The organism is Streptomyces sp. SS7, assembly GCF_037993025.1.
Classification (GTDB): Bacteria; Actinomycetota; Actinomycetes; order Streptomycetales; family Streptomycetaceae; genus Streptomyces.
Map to the genome: position 1 here is coordinate 44,858 of NZ_CP141223.1, position 15,603 is coordinate 60,460.

At 71.8% G+C, this 15,603-nt stretch carries 11 protein-coding genes, 1 tRNA gene and 2 pseudogenes; 1 reads left to right on the top strand and 13 read right to left on the bottom strand.

All coding sequences use genetic code 11. The annotated features are described in order from the left end of the window. Nucleotides 1-19 precede the first annotated feature (19 nt). From U5640_RS00205 to U5640_RS00250, 10 genes and pseudogenes are all read right to left on the bottom strand, one after another. Entirely contained in the window at nucleotides 20-2,425 is a 2,406-nt protein-coding gene (locus U5640_RS00205; protein ID WP_340373763.1) for a Helicase associated domain protein, read from the bottom strand. Between the two features lie 180 nt (nucleotides 2,426-2,605). After that, complete coding sequence (locus U5640_RS00210) at nucleotides 2,606-3,283, bottom strand: restriction endonuclease (RefSeq protein WP_340373764.1); 678 nt, start codon at nucleotides 3,281-3,283, stop codon at nucleotides 2,606-2,608. Nucleotides 3,284-3,409: 126 nt separating this feature from the next. Next, nucleotides 3,410-4,602: pseudogene (locus U5640_RS00215) on the bottom strand (IS3 family transposase). A 69-nt stretch (nucleotides 4,603-4,671) separates the two neighbouring features. Continuing rightward, nucleotides 4,672-4,797, bottom strand: coding sequence for a hypothetical protein (locus U5640_RS00220; protein ID WP_340373765.1), 126 nt, complete (start codon nucleotides 4,795-4,797; stop codon nucleotides 4,672-4,674). Nucleotides 4,798-5,338: 541 nt separating this feature from the next. Next, nucleotides 5,339-5,867, bottom strand: a pseudogene (locus tag U5640_RS00225) (SbcC/MukB-like Walker B domain-containing protein); the annotation flags it as partial. Nucleotides 5,868-6,014: 147 nt separating this feature from the next. Beyond that, a tRNA-Met gene (locus U5640_RS00230) sits at nucleotides 6,015-6,088 on the bottom strand. A gap of 61 nt (nucleotides 6,089-6,149) precedes the next feature. Beyond that, nucleotides 6,150-6,722 (bottom strand): transcriptional regulator, encoded by a 573-nt coding sequence (locus U5640_RS00235; protein WP_340373766.1) that lies wholly within the window; start codon nucleotides 6,720-6,722, stop codon nucleotides 6,150-6,152. Beyond that, nucleotides 6,722-8,290: a helix-turn-helix transcriptional regulator gene (locus tag U5640_RS00240; RefSeq protein ID WP_340373767.1), complete on the bottom strand. Its 1,569-nt coding sequence runs from the start codon at nucleotides 8,288-8,290 to the stop codon at nucleotides 6,722-6,724. Before U5640_RS00240 ends, U5640_RS00235 begins: the two co-directional genes overlap by 1 nt. Next, complete coding sequence (locus tag U5640_RS00245; protein WP_340373768.1) at nucleotides 8,287-8,574, bottom strand: helix-turn-helix domain-containing protein; 288 nt, start codon at nucleotides 8,572-8,574, stop codon at nucleotides 8,287-8,289. The genes U5640_RS00240 and U5640_RS00245 overlap by 4 nt, the downstream gene beginning before the upstream one ends. 363 nt (nucleotides 8,575-8,937) lie before the next feature. Further along, a complete protein-coding gene (locus U5640_RS00250; protein WP_340373769.1) occupies nucleotides 8,938-9,150 on the bottom strand; it encodes a hypothetical protein in 213 nt (70 codons plus the stop codon). A gap of 488 nt (nucleotides 9,151-9,638) precedes the next feature. Between U5640_RS00250 and U5640_RS00255 the strand changes: the two genes are divergently transcribed. Next, complete coding sequence (locus tag U5640_RS00255; RefSeq protein WP_340373770.1) at nucleotides 9,639-9,965, top strand: hypothetical protein; 327 nt, start codon at nucleotides 9,639-9,641, stop codon at nucleotides 9,963-9,965. Nucleotides 9,966-10,027: 62 nt separating this feature from the next. On the opposite strand, the gene U5640_RS00260 is transcribed toward U5640_RS00255, so the two are convergent. The 3 genes from U5640_RS00260 to U5640_RS00270 all read right to left on the bottom strand — a co-directional run bounded on the left by U5640_RS00260 (nucleotide 10,028) and on the right by U5640_RS00270 (nucleotide 15,593). Beyond that, nucleotides 10,028-10,516, bottom strand: coding sequence for a hypothetical protein (locus U5640_RS00260; protein ID WP_340373771.1), 489 nt, complete (start codon nucleotides 10,514-10,516; stop codon nucleotides 10,028-10,030). Between the two features lie 119 nt (nucleotides 10,517-10,635). Then, nucleotides 10,636-10,767, bottom strand: a complete 132-nt coding sequence (locus U5640_RS00265; RefSeq protein WP_340373772.1) for a hypothetical protein — start codon at nucleotides 10,765-10,767, stop codon at nucleotides 10,636-10,638. A 59-nt stretch (nucleotides 10,768-10,826) separates the two neighbouring features. Continuing rightward, a complete protein-coding gene (locus U5640_RS00270; RefSeq protein ID WP_340373773.1) occupies nucleotides 10,827-15,593 on the bottom strand; it encodes a cation-transporting P-type ATPase in 4,767 nt (1,588 codons plus the stop codon). Nucleotides 15,594-15,603 lie beyond the last annotated feature (10 nt).

Sequence of the window (15,603 nt, forward strand, 5' to 3'; positions counted from 1 at the left end):
TGAGCTCGGCGGCCGGTCCTCACCCGTTCTCGGGGGCGGTGGTGCCAGGAGCGGAGATTGCCTCGATGCCGTACTCGGCGAGGGTCGCGGTCAGCATCTGCGTCTGGCCGGGCGGGAGTTGCCCGGCGTTCAGCCTGGTGCGGGCCTTGGCGAGCCAGGGGCCGATCATGACGCGTTCACCGTCGACCTCCATCCACTCGCGGGCGCCGGGGGTGCGTCCCCAGCGCTCGACGAACAGGCCGAGGATCCGCACGGTCTGGGCGAAGGTGCGCCGCCTCGGGGCGCCGGTGCTGGGGGGAGCCTGGTCGGGGGTGAGGCCGATCCGGGTGAGCAGGTCGCGCTGCCCGGGGGCGAGTCGGGTCCAGATCGTGAATTGGCGGTGCAGCCAGCTGCCGGCCTTCACCGTTGCGATGACCGTGTCGCGGGTCAGGGTGACAGGGTGGGTGCCAGCTTCAATGTGGCGGCGGATGACGTGGTACTTGCGGTGCCAGTCGGGGCCGTGCGGGAGTTTCCAGTCCGGGTCGAGGGCGGTGAGTTCGGTGCCGCGGGCGGGGGCGAGACGGCCGTTGCGGGCGGCGGTGCGCTGGTCGGCGAGGAACTGGCCACCGGGCTGGTGGGCGGGGACGGCGAGGTGGCCGTGCTCGGCGTGGAAGGCCTCGACGGTGGCCATGTGACCCTGCCAGAGGGCCTCGTGCTCGTCCCAGACCATGCCGAGCGCCTCCAGCTCGGCGATCCACGCCGCATCGAGGGCGCCCGCGCGGCAGGCGGTGCGCTGGCCGGTGATGAAGGAGCCCAGCCGATAGCCGTAGGCGTCCTCGTAGTCGGCGGGCACGCGCAGGTGGCCGTGTTCGGCGTGGTAGCGGATGGCGGCGGCGAGACCGGCGCGGCGGGGGGCGGACAGGACGGCGCCGCTGGAGGGCCACACCAGCAGGTCGAGGGCGCGGGCGATCGCCGAAGGGTCGAGGGTGTGGTCGAAGCGGAAGCGGCGGGTGATGTAGGTGTGGGAGTCGCGGGCGGGATGCCGGTTCTTGGCCCGGGGGGCGCGGGCGGCGATGGTCTGGTCATGGTGGCGCAGGGCGGCGGTGACCAGCCAGAGGGCTTCGTAGGGGGTGCCGAGGAGGTCGGTGGGGTCGGCACCGGGCGGGATGTAGGCGGGGACCACGAGGCCGGCTGTCTTCGTCGTGGCGGTGGGTGGTTTGCGCAGGGCGCGGCCGAGGGCCTGGACGATGCGGCGGACGCTGGCGGTGCGGTCGGCGAAGACGACGGCGTCGACGGCCGGCAGGTCGACCCCTTCACCAAGGACCTTGGCGTTGGCCAGCACTCCCCGGTCGGCGTCGGTGAAGCGGGCGATGATGTCGGCGCGCCGGCTGGGGCTGTGGGTGCCGTCGATGGACTGCACGACGACGTCGTCCGCCCAGTCGGGGCGCAGTTCGTCGGGGAGGGTGCGCAGGGTGTGGGCGAACTGGCGAGCGAAGTCGGCGGCGTCGGCGATCTGCTGGAAGTAGACGAACACGTGCCGCAGGTCCTGCTCGCGCATGGCCTTGAGAATGGCCAGATGCAGGGCGGTGGTGCGGCGTGCGGTGGGCCCGGCTTCAGGATCGGTGAGGGCAGTGCGTAGTTCGGTGTCGGTGACGGTGGGAACGATTAGTTGGTAGTCGGCCAGAACGCCGTCGTCGATGGCGTCGGCGTGGGAGTAGGTGTGCAGGCGGGGGCCGAAGATCTGTGGCTGGTCCATGGTGGCCAGCAGGGCCGGGTCGTCCCAGGCGGGTGCGGTGGCGGTGGTGCGTTTGGGTTGCGCTCTGGTGGTGGGCGGCTCGGTCAGGCGGGGGGCGTCCCACACATAGGGGGTGGCGGTGAGGTAGAGGCGGCGCTCGGCAGGGATGCGCTCATTGTCGTGGAGCGCGGTCCAGTTCTTCTCCCAGGTGCCGGCCGTGGCGTGGGCCTCGTCCACGACCAGCAGGCCGAAGAGGGGGGCGGGGAAGATCGCGGAGTGCTGGGCCTCTTCGATCTTGGACAGCGAGTCGTAGGTGAAGAAGACCGTCGCTTTGGGGTGGCGGCCGAGCCAGTAGGCCAGGTACTCCCCCGCGTTGGCCGAGTCGACCTCGGCCTCGGCGAGCAGCGGGTGGGAGGCGGCGCGTAGCGAGGAGACGGTGATCATCGGCTCACGGCGGCCGTCTGCGCGGGCGGCCGCCGCCCACTGTGCGACCAGGTCCAGGCTGGGCACCGCCACCGCCAGGTGCTGCACGCCGAGTTCCTCGGCTACGCGCAGTGCGAAGAGGGTCTTGCCGGTGCCGCAGGCCGAGACGGCGTGCCCGCGGGTGTGCGGGCGGCGCAGGTGGCGAACCGTGTGGGCGAGGCCCTCCTGCTGGTCTGTGCGCAGGACCAGACGCCCGGGGTGTTCGGTTGGGGTGGGACTGGCGGTCATCGCGCGTTTCCTCGGCGTGCAGGAGGGGCTGACTCGCGTTCATTCTCGCGCACAGCAGGGGTGCGGCGCGGGGTCTCTGCTCTGGCGGGTGCGCGCTGCGAGCCCATGCGCGCCCCATGATCAGTTGTCGGATGCGGACAGGGGGCGAATGCTCGGGGCTCGGGCTTTCTCCGCTTGGTTTCAGGCAGCCCGGCGGAAGGCTGTCTTGCGTGCCGTGGGCAGGCGCAGAAGTTCTTGCAGGGGCGTGCCGTGTTCGGCCCACCGGCGCAGGCGGTCCCGGTCGATCCAGTGCACCTGGTGGCGTTCGCCCCATGCTCTGGCGTCCCGGGTGAAGGAGCCGTTGGTGACCACGACTGCGATATCGGCTCCGTGTGCGGGGCCTGCGGTGCCTTTGACCTGGTACATCACTGAGGAGCCGACCTTGCCGGCGACGGTCGTGTGCTTGGCCTGCAGGACGATCCTGCCGCGTTGGCGGTCCTCGCCGATGACGTCTGCGGCCTGGTCTCCTTGTCGGCCGACCTGCCGTGCGTTCCAGCCGTCCCGGAGGAGCAGGTCACGCAGGGCGAATTCGAAGGCCTGGTCGTCCATGGCGTCGAGTTGCGCGAGCGTGATCCGGAGCCGGGCCAGCGTCTCGGCCCGCACCTTCCGGGCCTGCAGTTCACGGATGAACCGCCAGGCTGCGTAGCCGAGGGCGAGAGCCGCGAGGAGGGCGAGCCATGGCCAGATGCGGACGGCTGCCTGCCATGTGGCTGTGGCGATCTTGGCCAGCAGCCAGAGTGCGGCGCAGGCGACGGCCGCGGCGGCGGCCTGTTCCCTGCCGCCGCGGGGTGGGCGTAGCCGGGGCGAGCGGCGGGGCATCAGTGGCCCACGCTCGCTGACACTGATGGTGTAGGGGTTTGCGGTGGTGTCGGGGAGGCCTCTCCGAAGCCGATGAGCTGGCTCCATTGAGCTGCCCCGAGTTTCGTGGAGTCCGGCGATCTTGTTTCAGGCGGACTGCGGGGTGGCCTCCTGCTGTCGCCACCAGTCGCGTTCGTACTCGGCGGGCGGTACGTAGTCGAGGGCGGAGTGGAGCCGTTCCTCGTTGTACCAGGCGACCCACTGGAAGATCGCCCGCTCGAGCTGGTCGACGTCCCTCCAGGGGCCCTGCATCTCGATCAGCTCGGCCTTGAAGGTGCCGTTCAGGGCCTCGGCCATCGCGTTGTCATAGCTGTCCGCGACCGAGCCGACCGAGGCCGAAGCCCCGACGTCGGACAGCCTCCCGGTATAGCGAATTGATACGTATTGCGCCCCGCGGTCGCTGTGATGAATGAGGCCGGAGTCCTTCTTGATCTTCCGTCTCCACAACGCCATCTCCAGTGCGTCCAACGGCAGTTCGGTTCGCATGTGGTTCGCGACCTGCCAGCCGACGATCGTCCGGGAGAAGACGTCCAGGACGAACGCCACATACACCCAGCCCGTCCAGGTGCGGACATAGGTCATGTCGGCCACCCAGAGCTGGTCGGGTCGGCTCGCGGTGAAGTCACGGTCGACCAGGTCCGGCGGCCTGGGTGCCGCCGGCTCCGGCACGGTGGTGCGGCGCCGCTGGCCGCGGATGACGCCTTCGAGGCCCAGTTCGGCCATCAGCCGCTCGACGGTGCAGCGGGCCACGTGGACGCCCCTGCGCCGCAGCGCGCGGGTGATCCGGCGGACGCCATAGGTGCCGCCGGACTCGGTATGGACCTGTTCGATCAGCGGCATGAGCTGCTCGTCCCGCAGTCGGCGGGCCGACTTCGGCCGCTTCTTGCGCGCGTAGTACGCCGACTCGGACAGCCCCAGCACCCGGCCGGCGAACCCGACCCCGAGGCCCTTGTCCCTGAGGTGCTCGATCACCTGGTCGGCCTCGTCCGGGGACGGTCGAGTTCCGCCGCAAAAAACGCGCTCGCGGCCTTCAGAATCTCGTTCGCCCGCCTCAACTCCGCGTTCTCCCGGCGGAGTTGTTTCAGCTCGTCCCGCTCTGCGGTGGTCAGCCGGTCGTCGCGTTCCCCGGTGTCCGCCTCGGCTTGGCGGACCCAGCCGCGCAGGGCCTCCTTGTGGATGCCCAGGTCCTTCGCGACATGCGCGATCGGACGGCCGGTGGTGCGGACCTCGCGGACGGCACGCTCGCGGAGCTCGTCGGGGTATTTACGTGGTGCTGGCACTGCTCGTGGTTCTCCTTCGGGCCAGGATCATAAGCCTGGCTTCAGGGACTCCACGAAACGGGGGTCAGCTCACCATAGCCACACCACCGCGATCAGCCCTGCGATCGACCAGCCGCTCAGTTTCTTCGCGCTGGGGCGGGGTTTGCGTCGGTAATGACTTCGCACCTTGTAGGAGCCCTCGGGCGGCTTCGCCACTGCTTCCTCCTCCGTGTCGTCAGGCCGCCGACTGCGGTCTGAGCTACGGGAATTGGTGTAGCAGCGGGCACTGACAAATCGGCCGGTTCGATCAGTGGAAGCCTTGGCGGTGCCTCGAAAACGCGCCGTGATGCGGTCACGGGGCGGGGTTCGAACATGCGGGACAGTGGTTCTCGGGTCTGCGGAAACTCCTGGCATGCGGACTGGACTGGCGTGTTCTGGTACGGCTGTGGTGGCCGATGCAGGTGCTCATGCACCGCAGTGCTCTGTTTCCGTCACTTCGATCACGTGCAGAAATGGCATGAAGCAGTACGTGTTCGATGCGCTCCTTCTTGGGAGGCAGGCCGGGTGCCTTCAGGGATGGGCGGCTTTCGACGCAGGGGCGCTGTGGGGCTGCCTTCTCGGCGGGGCCGAGAGGGGTACGGGCAGCCCCGGCGGTTGTGGCTACGCCTTGGGCCGACGGCGGGTTGAAGATCGGTGAGTGTGCGCGGCCTGGGGCTTGCGTTTCGTCGGCGGGGGCGGGTCCGGCGTCCGCCTGGGGTCATTCGGCCGCTTCGGTCAGATGTGTGAGGGTGGAGCCGTCGATGTTCTTGGAGATGTGCAGGCGTTGGGTGATGCGGCGGCGGAGTTCGGGGACGTGGCTGATGAGTCCGACGGTGCGGTCGTGGGCGCGTAGGGAGTCCAGGACGTCGAGGACTTGGTGGAGGGTGTCTTCGTCGAGGGTGCCGAAGCCTTCGTCGATGAAGAGGGTGTCCAGTGCCTGGCCGCCGGCTTCGGCGGTGACGATGTCGGCCAGGCCCAGGGCGAGGGCCAGGGAGACGTAGAAGGATTCGCCGCCGGAGAGGGTGTCGGTGTGGCGTTTGCGTCCGCTCCAGGCGTCGAGGACCTTGAGGTCCCAGGCCTGATTTGGCCCCTCGGGCGGCTCTGTCGTCGGAGTGGACGAGGGTGAAGCGGTGGTGGGACATGCGTGACAGGCGGGTGTTGGCGGCGTCGACGACGTCTTCGAGGCGGGCTGCCAGTACGTAGGACTCCAGTTGCATGCGGAGCTGGTTGCTGGGTGAGCCGCCGCTGAGGGGATCACGGCCCCGACACGCGCGCGTATCCATGGTGACCTGTGCCGACACGGCGGCGCCGGGCGGGAGGAAACAGATGGCGCGGCGAGGATCGTCCAGGGAACGCGAAAGAGCCCGGATCGTGTAGATCCGGGCTTTCGGCAGTAGCGGGGACAGGATTTGAACCTGCGACCTCTGGGTTATGAGCCCAGCGAGCTACCGAGCTGCTCCACCCCGCGTCGGTGTCCCCTACCCTACGCCATCCCAGCAGGCGCCGAAGACCACGTTTCGGCGCGGGCTCTATGCGGCGAAGCCGACGTTGGTGACGTACTCGTACTGGCCCCACTGCGAGCCGAGGTCGACGATCGTGTCCTGCCACGCGGCGTCGAGGCCCTGATGGTCGCCGGCCGCCCAGGAGCCGACGATGCGGTCCCAGCGGCGCACGTTCATCGTCCGGTACTCCACCACGCGCTGCAGCTGCTGCGGCACCTGGGACTGGTTGAGCGGGTGGATCTCCACCCGGGTGCCACGTCCGTCGCGGTTGAGGCGTCTGAGGAGATGGCGGGCGACGTTGTGCCGGCGCACCGTCCGGTACGCCTGGTCGATGCGTTCCAGGCTGGTCTTGGAGGGGCGGCGTCTGCCCTCCAGCCATGCCTTCAGCGTCCGGCGGGTCACGGTGAGTCCGGCGTCCTGCGCGGCCTTCAGGGTCGGGGCCGACTTCGTCAGGTAGTGCAGGCGCGCCATCCAGCCGCGCTTGGCGGTCACGGGAGTGGCGATGCCGCCCGCGAGTTCGTCGAGTTTGCGCGCGACGGCGTCGCTGCCCTTGATGCCCCGGGCGCCGAACCTCCCGAAGTCGATGTTCTTCTCGGGCACTACTCCCCCTCGCCTTCGTGCTCAGCGGCGTCGGTTCCGGCGGTGTACGTGTCCTTGACCTTGACCTCGGTAACAGCTCGGCCTTCGGCGAAGACACGGCGCCAGTCACCGATGACGTGGAGTTCGTCGGTGCCCATCGCCCGGACGACGGCCAGGCCCTCGTCATGGGCCTTGAGCGCCTTGAGCCACAGATTGGCGAAGGCCTGACTGCGGATGAGGTGCATCCAGTCCGGACGGTAGAGCTCCCGGTTGTAGTTCGACTCCCCCATCGTGGAGACGAACTTCGCGTACATCGCCTTCACGTACTCCAGCGTCACCGTGTCGCCCTGCTCGATCGCCGTGTCGCGGGCGTCCTTCAGGGCGATGCGGAACTTCTCCAGCAGGTTCTCCGTGGCCCCGGAGGTGTACGACTCGTGGATCTGAGGAGGCTCGCACAGCTGGTGCCTGGGGCCGGACAGGCGCAGCAGGAGGCGGAGCGTCGGCTCGGTGACCCACAGGGGGCCGGGCTCGTCCCGCTGGCCGATCGGGTTGGGCAGCACCGCCTCGTGCTCCCACTCGGGCGGGGTGATCAGGTGGACTCCGGAGCGGCGGCGGTCGTGGGCGAGGCCGGTGGAGTGCTCGAGCTGGCCCAGGGGGAGGTGCGTCTTGAGGGCGGAGAGGTAGGCGCCGTTGATGTCGAGCGCGGTCACCTGATGCCGGCCGGGCGGGAGTTCGTGACGCGTCCACTTGGGGCGGGCTTCCCAGATCTGATCCGCGCCGCGCGCGGTCTGCTTCTTGAGGATGTCGGGGATCCAGGGGTGCGCGATCACGTCGTAGCGGGCGCCCTTGCGGGTCTCGTCCAGCAGTCGCATCGCGTCCGGGATGGCCCGCTTCACCAGCGCCGCCGTGGCTGCGTCGACGTCGCCCCGGTGCTCGGCAAGCGCACCCTGCACGGCCTCACGGATCAGGTCGACCGGGCCGGACGTCTCCTGGAACGCGTGGCGGGCCGGGCCCTTGGAACGCTCCGTCGCACGCGCCGGACGTGTCGTGCGCAGCGGCGCTTTCGAGGTGTGCGCGGTGGGCTGTCCGGCCGGCGGGGCAGCTGGGGCCCCGGTGGCGGTGGGCCGGCAGTCGGCCGGGGTCAGGTGCTGAGCGAACCCCGCCACGCGTTGTCCGGCGGGATGGCCGCACAGCACACAGGGCTCGGGGGCGACGAGCAGCTCCACGTCGTCCCCGTCCTCGTCCTGGCCGAGGCCGGACGAAGACAAAGGGGTGACCGTCGCGGCCGTGCCTGACGTGACGGGCTGCTCCGCAGCCGGCGCCGCCTCGGTCTCGGTCTCGGTCTCGGTGGCGAGCTTGGCGTTCAGCCCGTCCAGCAGGTAGGCGTATTTGGTGCGGATCTCGCCGGCCGGGTCCCGGCCGCTTTCCCATCCGCTAAGGGTTGAGGGGCTCACGCCGAGCGCGCGTGCCACCTGTGCCTTGGAGAGCCGAGCCCGCTCTCGCAGCTCGCGGCGCACGTGGCAGGGCGGGAGTTCGGCCTGGGGGCCGACGGCGTCGAGCAGCGAGTCGATCGCGTCGAAGTCGCTCACCGGTCCGTCCCCCTCGCTTCGGCCCGCACGGTACGGCGCCTGTCGGCGGGCAGCGCCTCGCACGCTCTGGTCGGACCCGCCAGGAGATCCAGCGCGCCGATGCCGTAGTGCTCGGCCAGGACGTCGACGTCGCGCAGGCTCCAGGAGATGGCGCCCGACTGCCGGCGCGACACCTGTGTCTGCGTCAGTCCCAGCACCCCCGCGACCGACCGCTGCGATTCACCCGTTACCTGCATCAACGCGGCCACCGTCAGCCGCAGCGACTCCTCCAAGCGCAATCCCATGCCATCATCTTACCCGAATCCATGCAACTTACGCATCTTAATCAGCTTTTCACTATCATTAATGCAGAAAAGCTTTCAGCGTTCTGAGGGAGCTGAGGTTCTCGGGCACGAGCGATCCATGCCGCCCTGATCAACGCGGAAGCCGTCGGGCCGCGCGCCGGGCTTCCCGATTCGCCTGGCGCGCCTCTTCCACCGCACGATCGGACAGGCACCGCGGGCACACGAGGTCCACGACACGGCGGCGCAGGGCCCGGCGCAGCCGGAGCCCGGGCGGTGGCGGCCACCCACGGCAGTGGCGGCGCACCGTACGCACTCCAGCATCTTCCCGTCGGAGGCTCCGAACGCCCGGAACTACCCTGGGCGTCACCGCGGTGGCTGAGGACCGGCCGATGCTCCTTCCGGATGCTCGTTGATCCAGGACAGGCCGCCGATGTCGAGGCGGCGCGGGGTACGGGTGACGGCTACGTAGGCCAACCAGGCCTCTTTGTCGTCGATCCGGCGGACGGTTCCCTGCCCCGTGTCGTGCGGCGGCCCGTCGGAGGGTGGGGTGAAGTCGTCGGCGATCTTCGGAACCATGCAGCAGCGGCACGCCCCCCAACTCGGCGCCGCCTGACCCGGTCGGCATGCAGCTGACAGCCGCAGCACACACGGCACAGCCCCAGCTCACACCCCGACCCGCCCGCTGGAACCGTGCACCCGGCCTCCCTCAACCAACCCACAACACACCAGGCCAGCAAGCCCGCGATACACCAACAAGCCCCCCTCCGAGCGTTAACACGCAGCTGGCCCCGGCACGTCGTCTGGCACGGTCCGATGCGAGGGGAGCCACGGCCGCCGCCGCTGGAACCATGAGGGCCACCGCTGCCTGGTCGGGCACCACCGCCTTCGGGGTCCGGCACGGGCTCCGTGTCGCAGGACACGGGGAGTGGAACGTCCATCGGCTCGCTGGTCATGGACGCGATGCGGACCGGCTGCTGCCGCTCGGCACGCCGCTGTCCCCGCGCCCTACCTATGGTGGATGGAGGGGAAACCGTGGGAGGGGATCGGGAAGGGATGACGACAAAATGACCGCAGCGAACGTCACTCCCCAGGACATCGGCCGCGTTCAGCCCGCTGCCCCCGCCGCCCCCGCCGCGGGCGACCCGCAGAACGCCCGGGTGGCGGCCGAGCGTGCGGTGACGCACAACACCGTCGCCCTGGACGTGTTCGGCCTCCGTGTCGAACTGCTCCCGCTGGACCAGCTCGCTTTCCTGGCGGGCCTGGGTGCTCTGGCCGCCCTGGAGATCGTCGAATGGCCGGTGGCGCTGGTCCTGGCAGTCGGGCACCAGCTTGCCCACAACCACCACAGCCGGGTACTCCGTGAGTTCGGCGATGCCCTGGAAGAGGCTTGACGCAGGTCGGCGTCGCTCCCGGAAGCCGCGTCGAACTCACGGGGTTCGCGTCGGCTCGTCACTCATACCGTCGCGGTCTCCCGCTGGGCGGCTTCCGTCCGGGCGGAAGGCTCGGGTCCGGCCTGACGACGCCGCTCCTGCGTCTGCCCGGCTCGTTTACGGGCGCCCTGCTCGCGGGTGATCACTTCGGTGGCGGCGCCGACGGCGACGGCGACCGGCCACTCCAGGGCGCCGACCACGGCCATGCCGCCGAGGATTCCGTAGTAGGCGAGCTTGCGGGGCGAGGGCAGCAGGGACGCGGCCGCGCGGGCGTTGGTGAACATGTCGCCGGGGGTCACATAGGGGATGGGAACCGTCGGATGCGCGGTGTGCAGGTGCACCACCTTGCCGCCCGTCGGCTCGTCCCGGTTCTGTGCCACCTCTTGGCGGCGTTCCGCCGACGCCTCCGGCGCCGGCGGTGCCTGCGCCTCGGCCGTCTCGGTCCGGGCCGTCGTGCCCTCGGGTGTCGGTGGTTCTCGCTGGGGCTCTGGCTGGGTGTGTGGGGCTGTCATGTCCGTTCTCCCGGTGCTGGGGAGCGTGCGTGGAGGGGTCCCCCTCCAGCCTCCAACCGCGGACGGTGATAAAACACCTAATTCTTGGAAAAAGGGAAAAATTGACGTCCGGTGACGGATCAGGCGTGGGCGGTCACCGGGCGCCCGCCGCCGGCGAACGTCTTCCAGAGGTGCAGGGACAGGCGGATCAGGGCGGCCTCGAGCAGGGCGACCGCCGCCTTGGTCAGAATCGTGGCCAGGATCTGCGGCATGATTCAGCCGCCTTTCGTGTGTGTCGTGCCGGGAACCGCTCCTTTGTCCGGTGTCACGGCTACCGAGAGGCGACTTGAAGATGCATGGCAGGTGAACTTGCACTTTCCTCTGGTGGCGCGGGACGCGCCCGTCCCCGCGCCGGGCGGGCAGCGGAACCCGCCGCACGCTGCACCAAGGCGGGCAGCACCACGGAGCCGACCGCCGACGTCAGCGCGATCGTCCAGCCCGCGGGACCCAGGGGCCGGCTGCCGAAGAAGTGGCTGAGCCCCGGCACGGTCACCACCACGGCCAGCACCGCCAAGGACCCCAGGGCGGCGGCGGCGACCACCGGGTCGCGGCCCGCGTCCTGCAGCGTCTGGAGCAGCTGGGATGTCACCAGGGCGACCAGGGCGACCGTGTCGGCGCGCCCCCGGGTGCCGGTCGCCCGGGCGATCACCCAGGCGGCGACGGCCGCACCCGTGGTGACGGCGGCCCGCAGCCGGATGTGGCGGGTGAGGGCCGCGCCGAGCGAGGCCTCGGGCCCCTCCGCGAGCAGTTTCGTCGTGTGGTCGGCCGGGGGCCGGGCGGCGATGGCCAGGGCGGGCAGCATGTCGGTGAGCAGGTTGACCAGGAGGAGCTGGCGTGCGTTCAGCGCGCTGCGCCCGGTGAGCAGACTGGTCGCCAGCGTGAAAATGATCTCTCCGAGGTTGCCGCCGAGCAGGATGCCCAGCGCCTTGCGGACCGAGGCCCACATGGCACGGCCCTCGACGATGGCGTCGACGATGGTCTCGATACGGTCGTCGGTCACCACGACGTCGGCGGCGGAACGGGCCGCCGGAGTGGCCCGGGACCCGAGGGCGATACCTACGTCGGCGATCCGGATGGCGGCCGCGTCGTTGGCACCGTCGCCGGTGACGGCCACGACCCGTCCCGCCGAGCGCAGGGCGGTGACGATGCGGACCTTGTGCGCCGGGGTCACCCGGGCGAACACGGTGATGTGCGGCAGGGCCCGCACGAGCGCGGCATCGTCGAGGCAGTCCAGTTCCCCACCGGTCATCAGCCGCGGTTCCTCCTCGGGCAGCAGCTCCCTGGCGATGGCGGCGGCGGTACTGGGGTGGTCCCCGGTGGCCATGACGATCCGCACCCCGGCGGCGGCGAGCCTGTGCACACTGTCGGCCGCGGTGGCCCGTACCGGGTCCGCGAGTCCCAGCAGGCCCAGCAGACACAGTCCGGCGAGGTTCTCGTCGCTGACATCCGCGGGTGCGGCCTCGTCCCGCGGTGCGCCGGAAGGCAGGACGCGCTCGGCGACCGCGAGGACCCGCAGGCCCCGCCGGGCCAGGCGGTCGATCTCCGCCTCGATCTCCGCCCGCTGCCGGTCTCCGAAGGGCGCCTCGGTGCCCTCCCGGCGGATCCGGTCGCAGCGGGCCAGCACGACCTCGGGCGCGCCCTTGACGGCGATCCGCGCCTGGGAGTCCGATCGCCCCAGCACCACGTGATAGCCGCGCCCGGGCTCGAACGGCAGCTCCACCACCCGTTCCCAGCTGTCCGTGCCGAGCCCGGCGGCCCGGGAGGGGGACTCTCCTAGCAGCTCGGCCCCGGTGGCGATGGCGCGGTCGGTGGGGTGGGCGAGCGCCCTGGCCGGCCCGGTCGGACCCGCCAGGGCCGCCGTGGCGAGGATCCGCCGCAGCGCCGGGGAGAGCCGGTCCGGGGGACGGCGGTCCAGCCCGTCGGAGACCTGCTGGAGGCTGATCCTGCCCTCGGTGAGGGTGCCGGTCTTGTCGAAGCACAGCACGTCGGTGCGGCCCAGTGCCTCGATGGTGGAGGCGCTGCGCACGAGGGTGTCGCGGGTGGACAGCCGGCGGGCCGCGGCCAGCTCGGCGACGGTGGCGACGAACGGCAGCCCCTCGGGCACGGCCGCGACGCACAGGCTGACCGCGGAGCCCAGGGCGGCGCCCAGCGGCCGCCTGCGCAGCAGGTCGAAGGCGAGGAGGGCGAGGCCGGACCCGACGGAGAGCGGCAGGAACCAGTGGCCCAGCGACTTCAGCCGCCGTTCCACACCGCTCTCCGGCAGCCCGTCCAAGGGGCCCGCCTCGGCCGCGCTGCCGGCCTCGGTGGCGGTCCCGGTGGCGACCACCACGGCGAGCACCTGACCGGCCGCGACCGTCGTTCCCTGGTAGAGCATGGAGGTCCGGTCCGCGACAGCGCGCGCCGCGGACGGCGCGGCGGTCTTGGCGACCGGCAGCGACTCGCCGGTGAGGCTGGACTCGTCGGCCTCCACGCCCTGCGCCTGCACCACCCGGCAGTCGGCCGGGATCGCGTCACCGGCCCGCAGCTCGATCACATCGCCGCGCACCAGATGCTCCGCGGCCGCTTCGACTGCCTCGGCCCGGCTCCCGCGGCGCACCCGCACGCGCACCGAGGTCGCTTCGACGAGCCGCTCGGCCGCCCGGTCGGCCTTCTGCCGCTGCACACCGCCGACCAACGCGTCGACCCCCAGTACCCCGCCGATGAGCACGGCGTCCAGGGCGGAGCCGAGAGCCGCCGAGATGCCGCCGCCGACCGCCAGGACGGGCGTGAGCGGATTCGCCATCTCCTCCGCGAACCTGCCGATCAGCGTGAGGGCACCGGCGTGCCGGTCCCGGCCCTCGACATGCCGGCGCCGGGCGGCCTCGGCCTCGTCCAGGCCTCGCGAGGAGGTACCCAGCCGCGCCATGACCTGACGTACCGTCATGGCGTGCCACGGAGTGCGCTCGACGGCTGCCGGAGCCGGGCGGCGCCGCAGCCGCCAGCCCGCCCAGAAGCCCGTGGTGAGCCCGGCGACGGTCACCGCGTCGGTCACCATGCGGGCCCGCGCCCAGGCTGCGGAGCGGGGAACGAGCAGGGCGAGGGCCGAGCCCGCGAGCGCGCCGGCGCTCTCCATGCGGGTGGACAGCACATTCACCCGCCGGGCCTCGGGCAGGGCGGCCAGCAGCAGATGGACGACATCCGGCTGGGCGGCGACATCGGCCTCCCAGGGGACCCGGCGCGCACCCGTGACCACTCCGATCCCCAGATCCGCGTGCACCAGGGCACGCCGGGTTCGCGCCGACACCACGGCCACACCGTGCCCCCGCGCCTGGAGGGAGCGGACCAGCGCGGCGGTCCGGCGGTGGCCGGTGGGAACCGCCTCGGGCAGGCCGAACCGACGGTGCAGCCCCACCGGGCCGCCAACCAGCCGCACCTGGCCGCACTCGCCCGCCGTGCGCACCAAGTGGTGGGCGAGAGCGTGCAGTTGAGGGACCAGGCCGGCCACGGCCACCGGCGTGCCGTCCCGCAGGACGAGCACGACCTGTGCCCCCTCCTCGGCCCAGCGCGCCGCCCGCGCGGCGGTCTCCTCGGACACCGTCCCGCCGCCGGGAACGTCGTCGGGAACGTCGTCGGCACCGGTGTACGGCCGCAGCTCCCAGCCCGCCCGCCGCAGCGGCCGCGCGTGGCCGGTGCCCTGCCGAGGCCGCCGGTCCGGCGGGCCGCCGGGCTCGATCAGTTCGAGGATCCAGGCGTGGATCTCGTCCTCACCCGGGCCGTCCCCGGCGGCATCAGGGCGGCGTGCGCCGTCCGGTCCGGACTCCGCCCGGCCGGGCCGTCCGCCGGGCGGCTCCAGGCGCACCAGGCTCTCGACCGTCCATCCGCCGGTGGCCAGCACCCGGGCGTCGAGGACGACCGTGTCGATCCGGTCGAGGCGGCGCAGCGCTTCCGGGCGCAGCACCAGCGCCCCACGGTCCGAGACGGTCTGCGCCACCGAGCAGGCGAACGACTCCCGTCCGAAGCGCGGACCTCTCGGGGTCCCGGCGGTCAGCAGCGCCAGCCCCCGGTCATGACTGAGCGTGCCGACCGCGGTGAGGCCGTACGCGGCGAGGGCCACCGGTACCGCCACGTTGGCGTACCGCTCGCTCGGCGCGGGCGGCAACGCGGCCGGCCGCTCCTGCGCCGACACCGCATCGTGGCGGTACACCCCATCGTGCGCGGCGAGCGTGCGAGCCCAATCCCCCCAAGCCCTGCGGCGGGCCTGCACCTCCGCGTACCGGAGGGCGGTCAGCACCGTGGTCGCCGCGGCGCCGAGGGGCCGGAACGTCAGCGTCGTCAGCAGCAGGTTCGTGGCGGCCCAGACCCGCTCCGCGCCCTTGTCGCCGAGCCGGCCGGCGAGCCCCTCGCGCAGCCGCGGCGTGGCCTCGACGAGCTGCGCCGCCGAGATCACCACCGGAGGGAGGCCGCGCAGCCGCAGCACGTTGCCGACCGACGCCACCCCGACCGCCGCCAGCCCCGCACCGAGGTGCAGGGCCGCCTCGATCCCCTGCCCCGCCGCGCCGGGGAAACCGACCGGGCGCCGTACTCGCTGCGCGTCGGCACCCGGCCCGCCCCCGTCGCCGGTTCCCGGCTGCGGTGCGACGGCGTCCGCCGCGCAGACCAGGGCGACGACGCGCTCCAGGTCGGCCTCGGGCCCGCAACCGACGTACACGCAGCCCAGCGCGCCGTTCACCTCGGCGCGGTAGACGCCCGGCACCTCCTGCAGCGTCCTCTCCACCTCACGGGCCGCGCCGGCCGTCCCGGGCCGTCCCAGGCGCAGGACCTCGATCTGTACGCCGCCGGGTGTCTGCCAGAGCTGGGGCGCACCCGGCCGCAGCAACTGCCCTACGACCGGCAGCGCCGCCGGCGCTTTGGTCAGCCACTGCGAGGCGGAGCGGACCGCTCCGGACAGTCCGGTGCCGGATGGAATGAAACGGGCGAATGGGGACGGGGGGCGCGCCGGCTGGATCACATGGCCTCCACCATCGTCGACGGGGGTCGCGGCCAGCGCCCGGGAGGACACACGGCTGAGT